The sequence below is a fragment of the Dellaglioa sp. CoH-56-MRSF-14 genome, from assembly GCF_056782115.1.
Window position 1 is genome coordinate 344,707 of the sequence record NZ_JBXAYB010000002.1, and the last position, 18,123, is coordinate 362,829.

At 33.4% G+C, this 18,123-nt stretch carries 18 protein-coding genes, 13 tRNA genes, 1 rRNA gene and 1 other annotated feature; of the genes, 4 read left to right on the plus strand and 28 right to left on the minus strand.

Annotated elements, in window-relative coordinates; all coding sequences use genetic code 11:
* Positions 1-162 precede the first annotated feature (162 nt).
* On the minus strand, positions 163-486 hold the full coding sequence (locus AC1RPX_RS03525; RefSeq protein ID WP_481761166.1) for a hypothetical protein: 324 nt from the start codon (positions 484-486) through the stop codon (positions 163-165).
* A 114-nt stretch (positions 487-600) separates the two neighbouring features.
* A complete protein-coding gene (locus tag AC1RPX_RS03530; RefSeq protein WP_481761165.1) occupies positions 601-1,047 on the minus strand; it encodes a universal stress protein in 447 nt (148 codons plus the stop codon).
* A 104-nt stretch (positions 1,048-1,151) separates the two neighbouring features.
* Here AC1RPX_RS03530 and AC1RPX_RS03535 point away from each other — a divergent pair, with 104 nt between their 5' ends.
* From AC1RPX_RS03535 to AC1RPX_RS03550, 4 genes are all read left to right on the plus strand, one after another.
* A complete protein-coding gene (locus AC1RPX_RS03535; RefSeq protein ID WP_481761164.1) occupies positions 1,152-1,676 on the plus strand; it encodes a GNAT family N-acetyltransferase in 525 nt (174 codons plus the stop codon).
* A gap of 114 nt (positions 1,677-1,790) precedes the next feature.
* Entirely contained in the window at positions 1,791-2,039 is a 249-nt protein-coding gene (locus AC1RPX_RS03540) for a hypothetical protein (RefSeq protein ID WP_057973335.1), read from the plus strand.
* A 103-nt stretch (positions 2,040-2,142) separates the two neighbouring features.
* A complete protein-coding gene (locus AC1RPX_RS03545; protein ID WP_409022736.1) occupies positions 2,143-2,421 on the plus strand; it encodes a hypothetical protein in 279 nt (92 codons plus the stop codon).
* Between the two features lie 8 nt (positions 2,422-2,429).
* Positions 2,430-2,513: transfer RNA gene (locus AC1RPX_RS03550), tRNA-Leu, on the plus strand.
* An 822-nt stretch (positions 2,514-3,335) separates the two neighbouring features.
* Here the strand turns inward: AC1RPX_RS03550 and AC1RPX_RS03555 are convergent.
* The 26 genes from AC1RPX_RS03555 to rrf all read right to left on the minus strand — a co-directional run.
* A complete protein-coding gene (locus AC1RPX_RS03555; protein ID WP_481761163.1) occupies positions 3,336-3,584 on the minus strand; it encodes a hypothetical protein in 249 nt (82 codons plus the stop codon).
* A 330-nt stretch (positions 3,585-3,914) separates the two neighbouring features.
* On the minus strand, positions 3,915-4,109 hold the full coding sequence (locus AC1RPX_RS03560) for a hypothetical protein (protein ID WP_481761162.1): 195 nt from the start codon (positions 4,107-4,109) through the stop codon (positions 3,915-3,917).
* Entirely contained in the window at positions 4,109-4,267 is a 159-nt protein-coding gene (locus tag AC1RPX_RS03565) for a hypothetical protein (protein WP_481761161.1), read from the minus strand. Before AC1RPX_RS03565 ends, AC1RPX_RS03560 begins: the two co-directional genes overlap by 1 nt.
* 110 nt (positions 4,268-4,377) lie before the next feature.
* A complete protein-coding gene (locus tag AC1RPX_RS03570; protein ID WP_481762171.1) occupies positions 4,378-4,710 on the minus strand; it encodes a hypothetical protein in 333 nt (110 codons plus the stop codon).
* Between the two features lie 8 nt (positions 4,711-4,718).
* The gene (locus AC1RPX_RS03575) at positions 4,719-5,228 is read right to left on the minus strand and encodes a hypothetical protein (protein WP_481761159.1); all 510 of its coding nucleotides are present in this window, start codon (positions 5,226-5,228) and stop codon (positions 4,719-4,721) included.
* 151 nt (positions 5,229-5,379) lie between these two features.
* A complete protein-coding gene (locus tag AC1RPX_RS03580; protein WP_481761158.1) occupies positions 5,380-6,060 on the minus strand; it encodes a hypothetical protein in 681 nt (226 codons plus the stop codon).
* A gap of 137 nt (positions 6,061-6,197) precedes the next feature.
* Positions 6,198-6,968, minus strand: coding sequence for an ATP-binding cassette domain-containing protein (locus AC1RPX_RS03585; RefSeq protein ID WP_481761157.1), 771 nt, complete (start codon positions 6,966-6,968; stop codon positions 6,198-6,200).
* A 436-nt stretch (positions 6,969-7,404) separates the two neighbouring features.
* On the minus strand, positions 7,405-8,802 hold the full coding sequence (pepV, locus tag AC1RPX_RS03590) for a dipeptidase PepV (protein ID WP_481761156.1): 1,398 nt from the start codon (positions 8,800-8,802) through the stop codon (positions 7,405-7,407).
* A 169-nt stretch (positions 8,803-8,971) separates the two neighbouring features.
* Entirely contained in the window at positions 8,972-9,685 is a 714-nt protein-coding gene (locus AC1RPX_RS03595; protein ID WP_481761155.1) for a pseudouridine synthase, read from the minus strand.
* 13 nt (positions 9,686-9,698) lie between these two features.
* Positions 9,699-11,348 (minus strand): putative polysaccharide biosynthesis protein, encoded by a 1,650-nt coding sequence (locus AC1RPX_RS03600; RefSeq protein WP_481761154.1) that lies wholly within the window; start codon positions 11,346-11,348, stop codon positions 9,699-9,701.
* A gap of 154 nt (positions 11,349-11,502) precedes the next feature.
* Positions 11,503-13,917 carry a leucine--tRNA ligase gene (leuS, locus tag AC1RPX_RS03605; RefSeq protein ID WP_481761153.1) on the minus strand — a complete coding sequence of 805 codons (2,415 nt, stop codon included), beginning with the start codon at positions 13,915-13,917 and terminating at the stop codon, positions 11,503-11,505.
* Between the two features lie 56 nt (positions 13,918-13,973).
* Positions 13,974-14,179: a binding site (T-box leader), on the minus strand.
* Between the two features lie 28 nt (positions 14,180-14,207).
* Positions 14,208-15,671 carry an MDR family MFS transporter gene (locus AC1RPX_RS03610; protein ID WP_481761152.1) on the minus strand — a complete coding sequence of 488 codons (1,464 nt, stop codon included), beginning with the start codon at positions 15,669-15,671 and terminating at the stop codon, positions 14,208-14,210.
* A 63-nt stretch (positions 15,672-15,734) separates the two neighbouring features.
* Positions 15,735-16,922 (minus strand): methionine adenosyltransferase, encoded by a 1,188-nt coding sequence (metK, locus tag AC1RPX_RS03615; protein WP_481761151.1) that lies wholly within the window; start codon positions 16,920-16,922, stop codon positions 15,735-15,737.
* A gap of 76 nt (positions 16,923-16,998) precedes the next feature.
* Positions 16,999-17,071 (minus strand) — tRNA-Asp (locus AC1RPX_RS03620).
* A gap of 2 nt (positions 17,072-17,073) precedes the next feature.
* Positions 17,074-17,147, minus strand: a tRNA-Met gene (locus AC1RPX_RS03625).
* A 12-nt stretch (positions 17,148-17,159) separates the two neighbouring features.
* Positions 17,160-17,231 (minus strand) — tRNA-Glu (locus AC1RPX_RS03630).
* Positions 17,232-17,244: 13 nt separating this feature from the next.
* Positions 17,245-17,332 (minus strand) — tRNA-Ser (locus AC1RPX_RS03635).
* A 12-nt stretch (positions 17,333-17,344) separates the two neighbouring features.
* A tRNA-Ile gene (locus AC1RPX_RS03640) sits at positions 17,345-17,419 on the minus strand.
* 11 nt (positions 17,420-17,430) lie between these two features.
* Positions 17,431-17,501, minus strand: a tRNA-Gly gene (locus AC1RPX_RS03645).
* Positions 17,502-17,518: 17 nt separating this feature from the next.
* A tRNA-Phe gene (locus AC1RPX_RS03650) sits at positions 17,519-17,591 on the minus strand.
* A gap of 6 nt (positions 17,592-17,597) precedes the next feature.
* Positions 17,598-17,670: transfer RNA gene (locus AC1RPX_RS03655), tRNA-Asp, on the minus strand.
* 5 nt (positions 17,671-17,675) lie between these two features.
* Positions 17,676-17,748 (minus strand) — tRNA-Val (locus AC1RPX_RS03660).
* Positions 17,749-17,770: 22 nt separating this feature from the next.
* Positions 17,771-17,842: transfer RNA gene (locus AC1RPX_RS03665), tRNA-Glu, on the minus strand.
* Between the two features lie 9 nt (positions 17,843-17,851).
* Positions 17,852-17,940, minus strand: a tRNA-Ser gene (locus AC1RPX_RS03670).
* 17 nt (positions 17,941-17,957) lie between these two features.
* Positions 17,958-18,030 (minus strand) — tRNA-Asn (locus AC1RPX_RS03675).
* 17 nt (positions 18,031-18,047) lie between these two features.
* Positions 18,048-18,123 (minus strand): 5S ribosomal RNA (gene rrf / locus AC1RPX_RS03680); the annotation flags it as partial.

Genomic DNA, 18,123 nt, shown 5'->3' on the forward strand with positions numbered 1-18,123 from the left:
CTACACATACGAAATTCTCTCTAAGATCAGCTAACATGTCACAACATTTATTCATTTAAAAAAAATAAGCCTTTCCCAAATATTAAGTTCCTCAAAAATTAGGTTACTTATACCTAACTTTTGTGAATTCTTTAATTTAAGATATAGACTTTTAATGCAACATTAATTATCTAATAATAACAGCTTATTGACTCTTATTCTTGAACGATTCACAGCAATCATTGTTACAACATAAAGTGTTACAAAATAACTCGTTTCTATTGTTGTTCCAATAAAAGCGCAAACGAGAGCTAAAAAGAACATTCCATTGCCAAGGACTTGCCATTTTCGTTTCTCAATTGCGTAGTCTGCTAATATTTTAGTCTCTTCAGGACCTAGTGAGTCCACAGTTCTAACATTAGCTTGACGCACTTTAGTTAATTGTAGAGACAACTTAACATTATAAATAATCAAAATTGCCATAACTAAATATAAACCTATTTCCACCAGTACCCCTTCTCTCTTTTAATCTAATATGACTATTTTTTAATTCATTTTTACTTTATACTGAGTTAGTCCTATAAATAATAAAAGAGTTGCTAAATTACGCAACCCTCTTTATTATTTAACAACTAAGACATCACAAGGTGCTAAACGAGTAACGTAATTTGTAACTGCACCCATTAACATTCTTTCCACTGCCTTCAAGCCAGATTGACCCATGATAATTAAATCTGAATGATGATCTTCAATAAAATCTTTGGCAATTACTGTTTTAGGACTACCAAAACGAATATGAATATCAACATCTGTAAACCCATTTTTTACAATATCTTCTTTTAATTCATTCATATATGCTTCTGTATCTTCAAAAGTCTGATAGACGATTGAACCGCCCCCATCCATCATTCCTGAAAAACTTACAGAAAATTGACGCGTATCAATTACGTTTAAAATATCTAAATGTGCATGGTTTGCTTTAGCACTTTCTACTGCACGCTTTAATGCTTTTTCAGCTGAATCTGATCCATCAACTGGGACTAAAATATTTTTATATTCTTGTTCCATATTTGCCACCCCATATCTTTTATTTGTAGTTACAGTATATCATTAAAATTGTATTAGATGTTAGCGTTTTACCTACAAAATTTGAAATAAAGAAGGTTTTCAGTATGTTATTAAAAAGGATTTCTATTTTTAGTGCCCCCTACGTGGTTCGAGAGTTAACCGAAAAAGATCTAACTCAAATGTTAGAATTAGAAAAAAGTCAATCTACTTACCTAAAACTCCAAGGTAAACAAGATTTAGCCATTGAAGAAATAAAATCTGATTTAACTTCGATCCCGTTGTCAGTTAAAAGTGATCAAAAATGGACACTGGGCTTCTTCAAAGCAGATAAATTAGTAGCTATGATTGATTTTTTAACAGATTATCCTGAAGTTCAATCCGTTTGGATTGGTCTATTATTAGTTTCGAAAAACGAAGAACAACAAGGTATCGCGACACATTTATTAAAAGCCCTGCTTAAATCTTTTAAATCTGAACAGTTTACCAATGTACAAACGCTGAAATACGAACAAGAAGAAGTAAATCAAAAATTATTGGAAAAATTTAATTTCACTGATAAACAATCGCTAATCTTAAAAAGCCCTGATGGAGTCGACATCCCTGCAATACTTTCAAAATTAGATTTATAAAGCAAAATTATTATCTAATTCTCTTAATAACATTTTTATCTTTTTTCATTTCCTATGATTTTAGTCATCTAGGTGTTATGATTAATATAGTAAGAAACTGGAGGAAGAAAACATATGAGCAAAAATTTATTAGCAGATCTTGAGAAAAACTTCATCACAAGCGATGAAACTTCTAAAACATTTAAGGTTCCAAGCAAAAAGGAAGATCTAACAATAAAGATTGACAATGATATTTTTGAAAAAGTTTCTAAAGATGACGAAAAATTAGAACGTTTAATCAAAAATTTACTTAAATTCAGTTCAAAGAGTAAGGCTAAAGAATTAATTTCAATTAATAAACGTAACTACCGTATCTTCATGTAACCTACAAAACTAGCCTAGTTGAGACTAACTCTTGAGGCTAGTTTTTTTAATCCTTGTCAATCTAGCATTTTTATCTTAAACTATTACTCAAGGAGTGATTTATATGTTCTTAACAACCGGAGATGTTAACCGTTCTTATGCTATTAAAGGCATCGTTAATGCGACAGCCAAGATTGTACTAGAAGCCGATGAAATTGATCGTGTAGATGATTTTGATACCTTATATGATCGTGTCCAAGCAGAACTAGCAGAACGCGCAATTAATAAAGGTGGCGACGGGATTATTAACGTTCATTTCGAACCACAAACTGTTCGTGTAACGATTGCCCCAAGATTCTTAGTTTTACATGGCTACGGTACTGTTATTGAGTTTTCAAAGTAATTTATTTTGCGCTTGTGGCGGAACTGGCAGACGCGCAGCGTTCAGATCGCTGTTTGGGTTTCCAAGTGCAGGTTCGATTCCTGTCAGGCGCATTGTTATCATTGATATACCATCGTTTAACCAACTTTTATGTGGTTTTTGTGTGGTTAACATCTAATTTACCGTATATATTGATCCAATTCGTATTTATTTACGAGTTGGATTTTTTAATTAATAAAATGAATATGTTTCATATACTATTTAAAAAGGAGAAAAAATACTATGACTTATTTACAATCTTTCGTTGCGACTTTACCAGCCATTTTTGCTGCCTCCGCCGCAATATTTAGTGCTATTTCTTTCTCACAACAGCAATAAAATAAGTAAGCGTCAAGAACAATATGAAAGGCAAAAAAATATTATTCAAATATCATCGCGTATTACGGCATCTGCTAGTTCTTACTCTACTGAAACAGGGATACCTCAGGTAACCATTACAAACTATTCAAATTATGTTATTCATGATGTTATCATCATTCCTACTATGAATGAAAGTTCTGTCGTGTTACCTGATTTTAAGCAGTTTTTTAAAAACCACAATGATTTTGGTACCCCTAGGATTCTCGCCTTAGCAAGTGAACCAATAACGATGAGCTATCCGTTACCTGATATGGGCATGTCTAGGCACTGTGTATATTGTATCGTCTATACAGACCCGTTCGGTAATTATATATATACAGACAGGAAAGACCTACCTCATACAGACCCTGATATTTATACCAAGCTAATAAAATATGGTAGATCAATACCTGATTTAATACACTCTGTTTAACAAAAAAGCAAACTCCTTAATTATTAAAGAGTTTGCTTTTTAAATTATCTAATCAAATAAAAAATTGTAGAAATGTTCTTCTACAATTTTTTCTCACGTTAATTTATTTTTTTAATCTTTTATATATAAATAAATAGCCTAGTTCATAGATGATAAAAGCACTCACAATATAAATCTCATTCAAGCCAGTACTTTTTCTATAAGGTATGGCTACAACCATTACTATTAATATTATTACGTACGTAACAAGAATAAAATAATCTAAATGATGTCGTTCTAACCATTGGCGTGAAGGAAAGAAAACTGTTATTAATATCGCGATAATTGCCCAAAAAATAGGTTGTATTTGCATTAGTTCATCTCCTTACAGGTAAATAAAAACAATCGTATGTGCTGTCCAATAAGCAACTGTATCATTAAAATGTAAATGTTTAACTAATGCTTTTCTCATTCCAGTTTCTATCTTTCCTTCAAAAATATATTAAATAACGTTGATACACATTCATATCTACGCTTTATTTATGTAGTTGTTTAATGTCTAAGTTTTAAGACTAACTTATCGTAGTAATTATACTACATACTCAGTATAGACACTAAACTATTCAGTTTGTTGTCTACCTACTTTAGATAAAAAACAAGGGGATCAGAAATATATCTGAATACCTTGTTTTTTATCATACATTTATTCTTTATCTTTTAATTTTTTTTCTAAATTCAAAACTTTAACAATTGTTATGTTTAGTAATTCTTCCCTAATTTTAGTTATTTCATACGATAATTCAAGCAATTTATTTTTAATATTTAAAAAATATACAAATTGTACGATAAAGATTAAAAATAATACAAATAAAATAATAAATAAATTAGGCTCGCTCATTATTTATCTCCTCTAAATTCTTTTAATCTATCTTTTTCTTTCTCAATCTTTTTATTACCATTATTTATTGACTTTTTTATCCTTACTATAGAAAGAGTAAGATATAAATTCATCATAAACACAAATAATAACACCGTTAGCATTGCTGGAATTGCCATCTATATTATCTCCTATATTCTTTATTCTTGTGGCAATGTATCAACCAAAAGTCCAAAAGCAGCAACTGCTGGAGCTGCTACTAATAATTCTGGTATAGAAGCAACAAACGCTACAGCCATGATAACCGCTGACCAATAACAATCCATGCTCCGACAATTTCCAATCCACTAACTATATCATAAACATAATTATACGAAACTTCGGGATATATGGGACTAACCACTGGTTGCTTATAATAAATTTCAATCGTATCTGATATTTTATTACTTTCATCACCCTCTGTATATGATTCATTATACGTTATCTTCATACCAATTTGCCAAGGTTCTTCTGCCCTTGTTGCAACTCCCATTATTAACATCCCGTTTTGGAGATTACCCGCAATACGATTAACTATTCCCATGGTATCTAAATAATTAATAACACCATATTTAATCTTCATTATATCAGCTATATCATTTTGAAAAGAACTCTCCATTTACCATTGTGAATGGTAAATGGAGAAGATGAATTTCCTGTCTCTACACTCCAACTATCTTTAACTGTAAGCCATGCATCTATCCCTGGAAGAACCGTAGGACCATATGTTTTTCCCATTTCAAATGTTATATCTTTAAAAGAATTTAACATTTGCACTGATTTAATAAATCGATGTGTCACCTTATTTACAGATATATCCTCCGATACATCAAAATTCTTACAGCCTAAATCCTTACCTGATGAAGAGACTTGATCAATATCAACTCCACCATGCGTATATTCAGTAAATTGATCAAAGTCCCAACCCTCAGGCATTGGGAACCCTAAGTTTCCACTCCATCCCGTTGACATATTTGAAACATAGAAATTATTTATTTTGTTTCTTTTAGCGTGTAAACATATGTTTCTCGTTCCATAAATACCATCGCTAGGTAGAATACCAAAATAAGCTGTATAATTTTTATTTAAATTTCGTTGCATTGAACGAATATTTTAATCGCCACCCTCGAGTATCTCTTTTTGATTTGTTTTCATCCTCTATTTATTAATTTTCTTTATAATCAACTCTTTGAAATTAGCAGAACTGATATTAACATATAGGTAACATAAGGTTCTTTTTTTCAAATTAAAATCAATCTTTATGATAAACATTTGTAAATATTGAAATAATTATTAGTAGTATTCCAAATATAATCGTTATAAGTATAGCTTGCAAAAAATCAGAACTAATTCCTAGTGACGAGAACAAAATAGAGTTATTTCCTATCCTGATATTTTTAATACTTTCATAGCGTGCAATAGCTGCGATTTGATAACCAGGCCACAATTTTAAAGTATGCTGCATAAAAGCTGGAAGATCCCCATAAACAATATAAGTTCCTGAAAGAAAACCGGACATAGTACCAACAATTGCTGACAATGATGAAAAACTAGACGTAGTATTTAAAAAATCTGTCACCAATGAAAACAGTAAACTTGAAAATACAATTAGTAAAACATTAAATAGAAATACTACAAAAAATGTTACATTATAAGCATTATAATGATAAGTTAGAGATAGATACGCATAACATATTAATGAGAAAATAAATGTCGACACAATACCTTCCATGACTGACGTCAAAGTATACAATTGATTAATTGTACTACTTTTTATTTGACTGTTAACAATAAAATCATCTAATCTCTTATTCTTTTTATCTTCCAGTTTTTGACCAAATGCGATTAGTGTACTAGTCATTGAGACAATAGAAATCAACCCAGAAATCATCCATGTATCAATAAACTGTTCACTATGATTAATTCCAGCCAAAGAATCGACTAAATTAGAGCGAAGAAAAAATATATAAATTACAAGACTTATAACCATACCTAAAAATGAAAAAAAGATACCAACTTTATCTTTTATGAAAATTAGAATGTTTCTTTGAATAAACTGTTTATTCATCCTTAAATTCCTTCCTCCATATTTTTAAATAAGTCAGTATAGGTTGCCTTTCTTATTTCAAAGTTTTCATTTATCAAATGATTATCTTCAATAAATCTCACTGCTTCTGCAGACGTATTAAAATACCTATCATCTTCAGTTTTATTCAAAATTAATTTAACTTTTGAAATTTTATTCATAAATGTAACCATTTCTCCAAAATATTTAACAGTTCCATTTGATACGAAAATAATTTTATTGGCATTTTCTAATTCGCTTAATAGATGAGTAGTAAATAACACACCACAATTATTCTCTTTTAAATACTCATCAAGATCATTCCAAATTAATTGACGTATATCAACATCAATTCCAGCTGACATTTCATCTAATAGTAAGCAATTCGGCTCTACAGCAATCGCTCTTAAATAATTAACAATACGTTTCTGCCCACCAGATAAGCTAGAATACTTTAAGGACTCATTGATGTTCAAGTTTTTCATTTTTTCCTGAATACTTTTTATTTTTTCTTTATTTTTAATTCTGAAACGTAAGTTTTGAATAACGGTCAAATCATCATCAAGAACATTGTTTTGAAAAACAGTCGCTAATTTAACATTAGTTTTAATTATTTTCCCCGTTGATGGCATTAATAACTCCATCATAATATTCAGAATGGTTGTTTTTCCTGATCCATTTAAACCAACGAGAGCAATTTTATCTCCTTGATTGAGATAAAAAGAAACGTCTTTTAGAATACTTCCTCTTGATACATTATCTACTACTAACTTCATTTGACCACCTCATAAAAGTGACTATTTTTCATTCTATCCACGAACAAATTGAATATAATCTGATACATAGTAAACTAAAAACAAACTTTGAACCAGAATTATTATAACACCATGTTAATCGCTTACATAATATTTTGAAGTTTTAATTCAAATATTGTGACGAAGACTGAAAATACGCTTCTACTGATACCATACTGTTTACTAACTTACGTCTTCAATTTAGTTCCCATTAACTATGTTTAAACGGTTTAAATTTTGTATTAAAGTGGAAATTTAATCATAAAAATACCCCTAACGTTTTTCAACATTAGGGGTATAGGTTACATTATTTTTTACAAATGATTACATATTAACGATACTTTAAAGATGATAAATCTTTTAAAAAAAGCCATCCTAAATGTATATTAGTATCATACAAGTATATAAAATTAATTATTTACTTGATCAATTCGTATATTCCTTCAGCATATATGGCAGCAGCTTTCAGCACGTCATCTAAAGGAATAAATTCATTGGCCTGATGCATTGTATCAGGTACACCTGGGAACATTGCACCAAAAGCAACACCACGTTTTAGGAGACGACCATACGTCCCACCACCAACGACTAAACCTTCAGCTTTTTCGCCAGTTTGTTTCGTATAAACACCTAATAATGTTTTAACCAAAGGATCTTCTGGTGAAACGTAATGAGGTCCTTGTAACCTACCTGCTTCAATTACAACATTCATTTCATTTGTTACATTTTCAAGACCACGTTTAATATCTACTTCCGTCATACCTTTAGGGAAGCGGAAATTCAAGGCAATTTGTCCACCTTTATCAGCTTTAAATGTGAAAATTCCAGAATTCATCGTTAAATCGCCCATGATATCATCAGTGAAGGCAATACTAAAGTTGTTCATACGTGAATCTCTGTGTAAGTAATCAGCAGCCAAACGAAGATAGTTAGCAGCATCCCCACCAAAATTAAATTGGTTCAAGAATAATGCCAAGAAAGTTCCGGCATTTTCTCCATTTTTAGGTTCTTGTGCATGGGCTGCTTTTCCTACCATCGAGATAGTCACAATATCATTATTGCGTTCCATTTTACCTGTAACAATATTAGCAGCAATAAAATCGTTAAATACTTCTTCCATCTCAGCGCCGTCTTCTGTTTTAATAACAGCTTTAGCATCGCGAGGAACCATATTTTCACGGAGGCCAGCATCAAATTCAAGCAATTGATCCTTATCTCCATTTGATCCTTTAAAGTTTAAGAAGTAAGTAATATTTCCCTTTTCACCATTAATGATTGGGAAAAATGCATCTGGTGAAAATCCAAAATCAGGTTCAGGCATATTTTCAAGGTAATGAGTCATTCCTCTCCAACCACTTTCTTCATCCGTTCCAATAATAAATCGAACTTTTTTAGAAACTGGTAATCCTAATTCTTGAATGATTTTTAAACCATAATATGCAGCCATTCCTGGTCCTTTATCATCTGAGGCACCGCGAGCATAAATTCGACCATCTTTCACGACTGGTGTGAATGGATCAGTATCCCAACCGTTACCAGCAGGCATAACGTCAACGTGAGCTAAAATACCTAACGTTTCATCCCCCTCACCAAATTCGATATGTCCGGCTAAACCATCAAGGTTTAATGTTTCAAAACCATCACGCGTTCCAATTTCTAAGAATTTATCTAACCCAGCTTTAGGTCCTGGACCTAAAGGTGCTTCAGTTGTTGCAATTGATTCATCACGAACACTTTCAATTTTTAACATTGCAAATAAATCTTCTAATAAGGCGTCTTGACGCTTTTCAACTTCTGCTTTCCAATCTATACTCATTTGAATTCCTCCTAAAATATTAGTAAGCCCATTTTATCACAAAATTTTAATAATCGGTATTTAAAAGCGTATTCAGTTAGATATATTGATAGACCTTACTACTCAATAAAGGAACATCAAAAACAAATAAAATAATAAAAAATTGCTGGCTAGTTACGCCAACAATTTTCTATTTGATTGATTCAATTTCTTCATCTGTTAAAGCACGATAGCGGCCTAACGATAGCGTTGGTTCTAACTCTAAAGTAGCCATTTTTTTACGTTCAAGTCTGATAACTTTCATACCGATAGCTCCAAACATTCGTTTGATTTGATGATACTTACCTTCAGTAATCGTAATTAAAACTTCTGAGATATTTGAATCACTATTATAAGATTCAACAATTAATTTTGCAGGTTTAGTTTGCATCCCATCTTTTAATAGCAATCCGGTTTCAAATTTAATCACATCGTCAGTAGTCACTTGCCCATCAACTTTAGCAAAGTACACTTTATCGATATGATGTTTTGGTGACAACATCTGATGACCTAATTGTCCATCATTTGTAATAAGCAATAGTCCAGTTGTATCCTTATCCAACCGTCCAACTGGAAATAAATCATCCCGATAATCGACGCTATTGAACAAATCCATCACTGTCTTTTGTTTCCTATCTTTAGTTGCCGTTAACACACCTGCTGGTTTATTTAAAAGATAATAATAATATTTTTGATAGTGAATTACATCACCATCTACCTGAATAACCGATTTTGATGGACTAACCTGAAGTTTAATGCTAGTGATTAACTCGCCATCAACAATCACTTTCTTCTGTTTAATAATTTTTCGAACATCACTTCTTGTACCAAATTGCGTTTCCGTCAAAAATTTATCAATTCTCATTTTAAATTAAACCTCACTTAATTCTCAATCTACGGCGTAATCCAGCAACCCGTTCGCCCAATATTTTGTCGGCTAATCTTGTTTTTAAACTGAAGTAAATATATATGTAGCCACCTAATCCAGCGGCAGCAATAATTGTGATAATTGCACTAATTCGGCTGTCTATTGGTAAAAATAGATAAGCAATTTTTACTACTATAAATGCGGTAAAAAATGTTATTAGTGCATAAAGCATCATTTTATTTAATCTTGTTTGTATTAATTTTACATTTAAATGGAACATTTTGTGTAATGAGCGAATCATTAGCCATGAACTTACGCCCATCCCGATCCCTGTAGCTGCTAATGGCCCAAAGGCACCTAACCAAGCTACTAATGGATATTGAACAATTAATTTAACTACCACTCCAACGACAAAATATATAATTGCTTTTTTATTTTGATAAACACCTTGTAAAATAGCAGAAACAACTGTGAATAATCCTAAGAAGATTGATTCATACGCTGAAAATTGTAAAACATAGATTCCAACTGGATCATACCCATAGAAAACAACATATAGTGGGTGAGCAACAGCTGCCATCCCTAAGGCACAAGGTAACATTACGAAAAAGAACAATTGTAAGGTGTCAGAAGTTTGTTCACTCAAAGCCTTTTTATCATTTCTTGTATATGCCTCAGATAATAACGGAATAGCTGTAATAGACATGGCAGACGCAATAGAAATAATAATCATAACTAATTTATTAGCATTAAAACTAAATAATGCCCACAGTTCATTTTGAATCGTTCGTGAGTAGTTTGTAACATGGCTCATAATACCAAAGAAGGTATACTGATCAATCAATCCAAAAATCGTAATGGCAGCGCCAATAATAATAAAAGGAATAGATTCCCTGATAACTTCTTTAATAATTTGTTTGGTAGAAATTGTTAACTTATTATCACTATTGGCAACTAATCGATCCAATTCTGGTTTTCGACGATAAAAATACCATACTAAAACTAGCATTCCGCCTAAGGCCCCAATAAAAGCCGCAAAAGTTGACTGCGTTACACCTGTAATATAACTACCATGACTAATTTTCATGATGATAAAAGTTGCGGCAAGCATATAAATAACTCGAGCAATTTGTTCAAAGAACTGTGAAATTGCTGACGGAGCCATTTCCTGATAGCCTTGAAAAAAGCCTCGTATTAAACTCATCATAGGAATAATCAATAATGCCCAAGATAAGGATCTAAAGACTGGAATCACATTCTTATCACCACTTGTAATGTATGGTGCGATAATCCATAATATTACTGCACAGACTACACCCATAATCGCCATTAAAGCCATCCCATATTTAAATAGGCGTCTTCCAATACCATATTCATTTTGTGCATTGTAATGCGCAACCTGCTTAGCTACGGCTGAAGGAACACCAGCAACAGCAATCATTAAGAAGAAACTGTAAACGTTATAACCCATACTATAAAGTGCATTAGCTTGTAATCTATCTGGTCCCAACCACATATTCCATGGAATAATATAAATTGCCCCTAAAACTCTTGAAAAAATACTACCAGCAGTCATCCAAGCTGATCCTTGCAACATCTTTTGTTTAGCGTCATTTTGTTCAGAAGCTGCTTGGCCCTCTACTTCGATATCTTCATCCATTACTTTTGTACCCTACTTTCTGATCATACTTAATCTTACCATTTTATAGCTTTTAAAATTCAGTTGCAATTTATTTTTTGAATTTTAACCAAAAATAAATAGGAACCACAAAATATCGATAATTTTGTAGTCCCCGTTTACTTAAATTAAAGCTTTAATTTGCGACAATATTAACTAACTTACCAGGGACAGCAATTACTTTTCGAATTGTTTTACCTTCAAGTTCTTCTTTAATTTTGTCATCATTTAAAGCCATTTTTTCTAATTCATCTTTAGTTGCATCTTTTGAAACCACGCTATGTTGACGCACTTTACCATTTACTTGTAAGACAATTTCAACTGTATTTTCAACAAGTTTACTTTCATCAAATATTGGCCATGCAGCATAACTAATTGATTCCTTATTTCCTAACAACGACCAAACTTCTTCAGCCATGTGTGGCGCTATTGGTGCAATCAATTGAATAAATCCTTCAACTTGTTCTTTAGCTAACGATTTAACTTTAAAAGCTTCATTAACAAAAATCATCAATTGTGAAATAGCTGTATTAAAATGAAGTGCTTCGTAATCTTCAGTTACTTTTTTTACTGTTTGATTATAAATCTTATCAAGTTCACCATCATTTTTATCAACAATAGCTGCGCTAATTTGATTATCTTCATCCATAATTAAACGCCAAATACGTTCAATAAATTTATGCGAACCATTTAACCCATCTTCGCTCCAAGCAATTGAGGCATCTAATGGACCCATAAACATTTCATAAAGGCGCAAAGTATCCGCACCAAAACGTTCAACGATATCATCTGGATTAACCACGTTACCTTTAGACTTAGACATTTTTTCATGATTATCGCCCAAAATCATCCCTTGATTAACTAACTTTTGGAACGGCTCTTTAGTAGGTACAACGCCAATATCGTACAAGAATTTATGCCAGAACCTTGCGTATAGCAAATGTAACACAGCATGTTCTGCACCCCCAACATAAACGTCAACAGGTAACCATTCTTCTAACTTTTTATGGTCAGCAATTTCATTAGGGTTATGTGGATCAATAAAACGAACAAAGTACCATGAACTACCAGCCCATTGTGGCATCGTATTCGTTTCACGTTTACCTTTACGCCCATTTTCGTCGACAACATTAATCCAGTCAGTTAAGTTGGCTAATGGACTCTCACCTGTTCCAGAGGGTTTAATATCCGTTGCTTCAGGTAATTCAAGTGGTAACTGATCTACAGGGACTGTTGTTGTTTCGCCATCTTCCCAGTGAATAATAGGAATTGGTTCACCCCAATATCGTTGTCTTGAAAATAACCAATCACGTAATTTATAATTTGTTTTCTTTTCACCAATGTTATTATCTTCCATCCAAGCAATAGCTTTTTCGATAGCATCAGCTTTCACTAAGCCATTTAAAAAACCAGAATTAATATATTTACCAGGTTCAGTATTTGCTTCATCAGTTATTTCAGGTCCTTCTATAACGGGTAAAATATCCAATCCATATTTAGTTGCAAATTCGAAATCTCTTTCATCATGTGCAGGTACTGCCATAACAGCACCAGTTCCATACGATGCTAGAACATAATCAGCAATCCAAATTGGTAATTTTTTACCATTTACAGGATTTATTGCGTAAGAACCAGTAAATACCCCAGTTTTATCTTTAGCTAAATCAGTTCTCTCTAAATCTGACTTAACTTCTATTTCTTTTTGATAAGCCTTAACAGCATCCTTTTGAGAATCAATAGTAATTTTATCAATTATATCTAATTCTGGTGCGACAATAATATAAGAAACACCATAAATAGTTTCAGGACGTGTCGTAAAGACATCAATTTTTATATCATCATGTTGATCGACTTTAAAGTTAACGCTAGCACCAGTTGATTTTCCAATCCAATTTCTTTGTTGCTCTTTGATGCTATCTGGCCAATCTAAATCGTCTAAATCTGAAAGTAAGCGATCAGCATAAGCAGTAATTTTTAAGACCCATTGGCGCATTGGTTTTCTGACAATTGGGTACCCGCCACGTTCTGTTTTACCATCAATAACTTCTTCATTAGCAACAACAGTTCCTAAATCAGGACTCCAGTTAACGGCAACTTCATCTTCATACGCTAAACCTTTTTCATATAATTTTTCAAAAATCCATTGTGTCCATTTATAATAATCAGGATCAGTCGTATTTAACTCACGACTCCAATCATATGAAAGTCCCAAGGATTTAATTTGACGCCTAAAATTATCAGTATTCGTTTTAGTAAATGCTTTAGGGCTATGTCCAGTATCAAGTGCATACTGTTCAGCTGGAAGACCAAAGGCATCCCATCCCATTGGATGTAAGACATTAAATCCTTGCATTCTCTTCATTCGAGCCAAAATATCTGTAGCCGTGAAACCTTCTGGATGTCCAACATGAAGTCCTTGCCCGGATGGATACGGAAACATATCTAATGCATAATAATTTTTCTTTTCAGGATCTTCAGTCGTTTTAAATGTCTGATTTGCATCCCAAAATGCTTGCCATTTTTGTTCGATTTCTTTATGGTTATATGCCATGTGTATTACTTCCTTTCTGATTATATATACAAAAAAGTCCTATAGAAGATAAACTTCTATAGGACGAATTTTCCGCGGTACCACCTATTATTCCAGTATAAAATACTGACTCTTTTTCATAACGTGAAATAACGTTCGCACCTACTACCGTTCAGTGAGAAAACTCAAGGATGAGTTCAAATAACCAACTATGTATATTTCCACTCCCATATACTCGCTGAAATAGTTAGTTACTTTACTAGTTCCTCTTAATCGTTTTATATTATTTTTAGTGTAGCAAACGAACCCTGTTATTGCAAATAATCTTTAGTCTTTTTATCGAATAAATTAATAATAATTGCAAGAATTACAATAAAAATACCTGCTATATATATCCCATGAAGACCTTGATACAAAACTTCACGTAATTTTGGTATTAAATGTTGCGGTAGTTGGTTAGCCGTTTGCGGATTAATTAAAATATCCATCATGCTGTCCTTTGTTCCAGGTGTTTTTACTATTTCCTTATGCATTTGTGTATTAAATATGATCCCAAAGACTGAAATCATTAATGTTTGTCCTAATGTACGACTTAAAGTATTAAATGATGTAGCCACACCTACGTCAGCCTGTGGTACTAAACTCTGTGCAGTAACTGTCGTAGTTGTAATGGTAATCCCAAATCCAATCCCTAGTACAGCCGAAATGATAAAGAAAAGATAAAAAGGTGTATTTATAGGCAAAGTACCTAGTGCAATGGCACCCACTAAAATAAAAAATAGACTAATCGATAAAACTTTTTTTGGTGTCCAAGCTGCCATCATACTTCCAGCAAAAAAGGAACCAGCTATCCATAAGATGGAACTGGGTGTTACTGCAAATCCTGCCATTGATGCTTTTAATCCTAATATTCCTTGAGTCCATGTTGGTATATAAACTTCAAATCCAATTAAAAATCCAGATATTAATGCTGCTACTACATTTTGAATCACAAATGTTCTATTATTAAAAAGTTTCAATGAAATAATTGGATCTTCAACTCTTTTTTCCCATTGAATAAATAATAAAAGCGACATAATAAATATAAAGAAAGAAATTAAAACAATCAGGTCTATACCATCATCGCCCCAACGTTGAAAACTATATAAAATAGATAAAATACTAAGCATTAATAATATACTGCCTAAAAAATCTATTTTTGAACTCATAATTCTTCGCTTTTCTTTGAAAAAAATTTGTATCATTGCTATCGTCACTAACCCAATAGGTAAATTAATGAAAAATACCCAGTGCCAATTAAGATGATCAACAATGAAACCACCTAACAATGGTGCAACTATTGACGCTATACCCCAAGCAGATCCGTTTAATCCCATTATTTTAGCACGTTTGTCCACAGAATAAATATCAGCAATTATAGTAAATGACACTGGCATTATAGCACCCGCCCCGATACCTTGAATAGCCCGCGAAATAATTAATGTGGCCATACTATTAGAAAATCCACAGAGAGTTGAACCAACCAAAAATATGACAAGACCAAAAATAAATACTGGTTTACGTCCTAAAACATCTGCGAGCTTACCGTATATTGGTGTCATCATGGCATTAGTTAATAAATATATTGAAAAAACCCAATTCATTAATGAAACACCATGAAGTTCACCAACAATAGTTGGCATAGCTGTTGAAACAATTGTTCCTTCAACGGCTGTTAAAAATGTTGCTACAAATATAGCAATTGTAACTAATTTTACATTTGTTTTTGAATTCATAAAGTACCTCCTAAATAAAAAATGACTCTATTAAAATGATATTTAATAAAGTCATTTTTTATTTTAATTTAATTCGTTAAGTAAACTTTTAATCTTATCTGTTTTTTCCCAAGGTAAGTCAATATCTGTACGACCAAAATGACCATATGCTGCTGTCTGTTTATATATTGGGCGACGTAAGTCTAACATTTCAATAATTCCTGCAGGCCGTAAATCAAAAATTTTACGAACAGCTTGAACTAAATCCAATTCGTCATATTTAGATGTACCAAATGTATTAATATTAATTGATACAGGTTGAGCAACCCCAATTGCATACGCAAGTTGAACCTCAACCTGTGATGCAATTTTAGCTGCAACTATATTTTTTGCAATATAGCGAGCAGCATAACTAGCTGAACGATCAACTTTTGTTGCATCTTTACCGGAGAAAGCACCTCCACCATGATGTGCATATCCACCATATGTATCAACAATTATTTTTCTTCCAGTAAGTCCAGCATCACCCTTTGGACCACCGATAACAAATCGTCCGGTTGGATTAATATAATACTTTGTATCTGAATCCAACAAATCAGGGTCAATAATAACTTTAATTACTTTTTCAATCATATCATCTTGAATTTGTTTCAATTCCGTTTTTTCATCATGTTGTGTAGAAATAACAACAGTGTCAATTCTAAATGGTTGACCTTTATCATTATATTCAACAGTTACCTGTGCCTTAGCATCAGGTCTTAAGTATTCTAATTCCTTATTTTTTCGTAAACTTGCAACACGTTGCATTAATTTGTGACTAATTGAAATCGGTAATGGCATGAGTTCCGGTGTTTCGTCTACCGCATATCCGAACATTAATCCTTGATCACCTGCACCAATCTGATCTAAAGGATCTAAATCACCGTTTTTAGTTTCTAAAGATGTATCAACACCTAATGCAATATCAGGAGATTGTTCATCTATAGCAACCATAACAGCACAATTATCACCATCAAAACCAACTTGTGAATTAATATATCCAATTTCCTTAATAGTTCGTCTTACTACCTGCTGAATATCAACGTAGGCATTTGTTGATATTTCACCAACTACAAGAACTAAACCAGTTGTTACAGTTGTTTCGCAAGCAACCCTAGCATTAGGATCCTTTTCTAAAAGTGCATCTAATATTGCATCACTTATTTGATCTGCAACCTTATCCGGATGACCCTCTGATACCGATTCTGACGTGAATAGATGTTTTTCAGTCATTTTTATCTCCTTAAAGTAAATAAAATTAAAAAAAGAACCTCAACTATAAAAGTTTAGGTTCCAATAATACCTGTGACGGTCCTAACCGGATTTGAACCGGTGATCTTCCGCGTGACAGGCGGACGTAATAACCCCTATACCATAGGACCAATTGCGGGAGCAGGATTTGAACCTACGACCTTCGGGTTATGAGCCCGACGAGCTACCAGACTGCTCCATCCCGCGATAATATTAAACTGACCCGTACGGGATTTGAACCCATGTTACCGCCGTGAAAGGGCGGTGTCTTAACCACTTGACCAACGGGTCATAACACGAAAAACGGAGAAGGAGGGATTCGAACCCTCGCGCCATTTTCACGACCTACACCCTTAGCAGGGGCGCCTCTTCAGCCACTTGAGTACTTCTCCATAAATTATTGATGGGCCTAAATGGACTCGAACCATCGACCTCACGCTTATCAGGCGTGCGCTCTAAACCAGCTGAGCTATAGGCCCAAAATCATAAAAGCGGGTGACGAGAATCGAACTCGCGACAACAGCTTGGAAGGCTGTGGTTTTACCACTAAACTACACCCGCAAAATATTATAAATAAATGGCGCAGGACAGAATCGAACTGCCGACACATGGAGCTTCAATCCATTGCTCTACCAACTGAGCTACTGAGCCATTAAACGGTCCTAACCGGATTTGAACCGGTGATCTTCCGCGTGACAGGCGGACGTAATAACCCCTATACCATAGGACCTTCGATGGAGGTTACAGGGCTTGAACCTGTGACCCTCTGCTTGTAAGGCAGACGCTCTCCCAACTGAGCTAAACCTCCAACATACACTATTTACTTTATATGACCCGTACGGGATTTGAACCCATGTTACCGCCGTGAAAGGGCGGTGTCTTAACCACTTGACCAACGGGTCAATTTGCAACGGAGAATAAGGGATTCGAACCCTTGAAACAGGAAACCCGTTTACATGATTTCCAATCATGCTCCTTAGACCAACTCAGACAATTCTCCACATTACAAAATAAAAACTCCGGCAGTAGGACTCGAACCTGCGACATCTTGATTAACAGTCAAGCGCTCTACCAACTGAGCTATGCCGGAATAAAATAATAAAAAAAGCATGGCAACGTCCTACCCTCGCAGGGGGCGACCCCCAACTACTCTTGGCGCTAAGAAGCTTAACTTCTGTGTTCG

What these genes read in the sequence shown, in the direction of transcription:
- leuS (WP_481761153.1), bottom strand. Translation starts at nt 13,917, where the DNA reads ATGGCATATAACCATAAAGAAATCGAACAAAAATGGCAAGCATTTTGG.
- AC1RPX_RS03545 (WP_409022736.1), top strand. Translation starts at nt 2,143, where the DNA reads ATGTTCTTAACAACCGGAGATGTTAACCGTTCTTATGCTATTAAAGGC.
- AC1RPX_RS03565 (WP_481761161.1), bottom strand. Translation starts at nt 4,267, where the DNA reads ATGGCAATTCCAGCAATGCTAACGGTGTTATTATTTGTGTTTATGATG.
- AC1RPX_RS03570 (WP_481762171.1), bottom strand. Translation starts at nt 4,710, where the DNA reads ATGAAGATTAAATATGGTGTTATTAATTATTTAGATACCATGGGAATA.
- AC1RPX_RS03535 (WP_481761164.1), top strand. Translation starts at nt 1,152, where the DNA reads ATGTTATTAAAAAGGATTTCTATTTTTAGTGCCCCCTACGTGGTTCGA.
- metK (WP_481761151.1), bottom strand. Translation starts at nt 16,922, where the DNA reads ATGACTGAAAAACATCTATTCACGTCAGAATCGGTATCAGAGGGTCAT.
- AC1RPX_RS03575 (WP_481761159.1), bottom strand. Translation starts at nt 5,228, where the DNA reads ATGCAACGAAATTTAAATAAAAATTATACAGCTTATTTTGGTATTCTA.
- AC1RPX_RS03555 (WP_481761163.1), bottom strand. Translation starts at nt 3,584, where the DNA reads ATGCAAATACAACCTATTTTTTGGGCAATTATCGCGATATTAATAACA.
- AC1RPX_RS03540 (WP_057973335.1), top strand. Translation starts at nt 1,791, where the DNA reads ATGAGCAAAAATTTATTAGCAGATCTTGAGAAAAACTTCATCACAAGC.
- AC1RPX_RS03600 (WP_481761154.1), bottom strand. Translation starts at nt 11,348, where the DNA reads ATGGATGAAGATATCGAAGTAGAGGGCCAAGCAGCTTCTGAACAAAAT.
- AC1RPX_RS03560 (WP_481761162.1), bottom strand. Translation starts at nt 4,109, where the DNA reads ATGAGCGAGCCTAATTTATTTATTATTTTATTTGTATTATTTTTAATC.
- AC1RPX_RS03530 (WP_481761165.1), bottom strand. Translation starts at nt 1,047, where the DNA reads ATGGAACAAGAATATAAAAATATTTTAGTCCCAGTTGATGGATCAGAT.
- pepV (WP_481761156.1), bottom strand. Translation starts at nt 8,802, where the DNA reads ATGAGTATAGATTGGAAAGCAGAAGTTGAAAAGCGTCAAGACGCCTTA.
- AC1RPX_RS03585 (WP_481761157.1), bottom strand. Translation starts at nt 6,968, where the DNA reads ATGAAGTTAGTAGTAGATAATGTATCAAGAGGAAGTATTCTAAAAGAC.
- AC1RPX_RS03595 (WP_481761155.1), bottom strand. Translation starts at nt 9,685, where the DNA reads ATGAGAATTGATAAATTTTTGACGGAAACGCAATTTGGTACAAGAAGT.
- AC1RPX_RS03610 (WP_481761152.1), bottom strand. Translation starts at nt 15,671, where the DNA reads ATGAATTCAAAAACAAATGTAAAATTAGTTACAATTGCTATATTTGTA.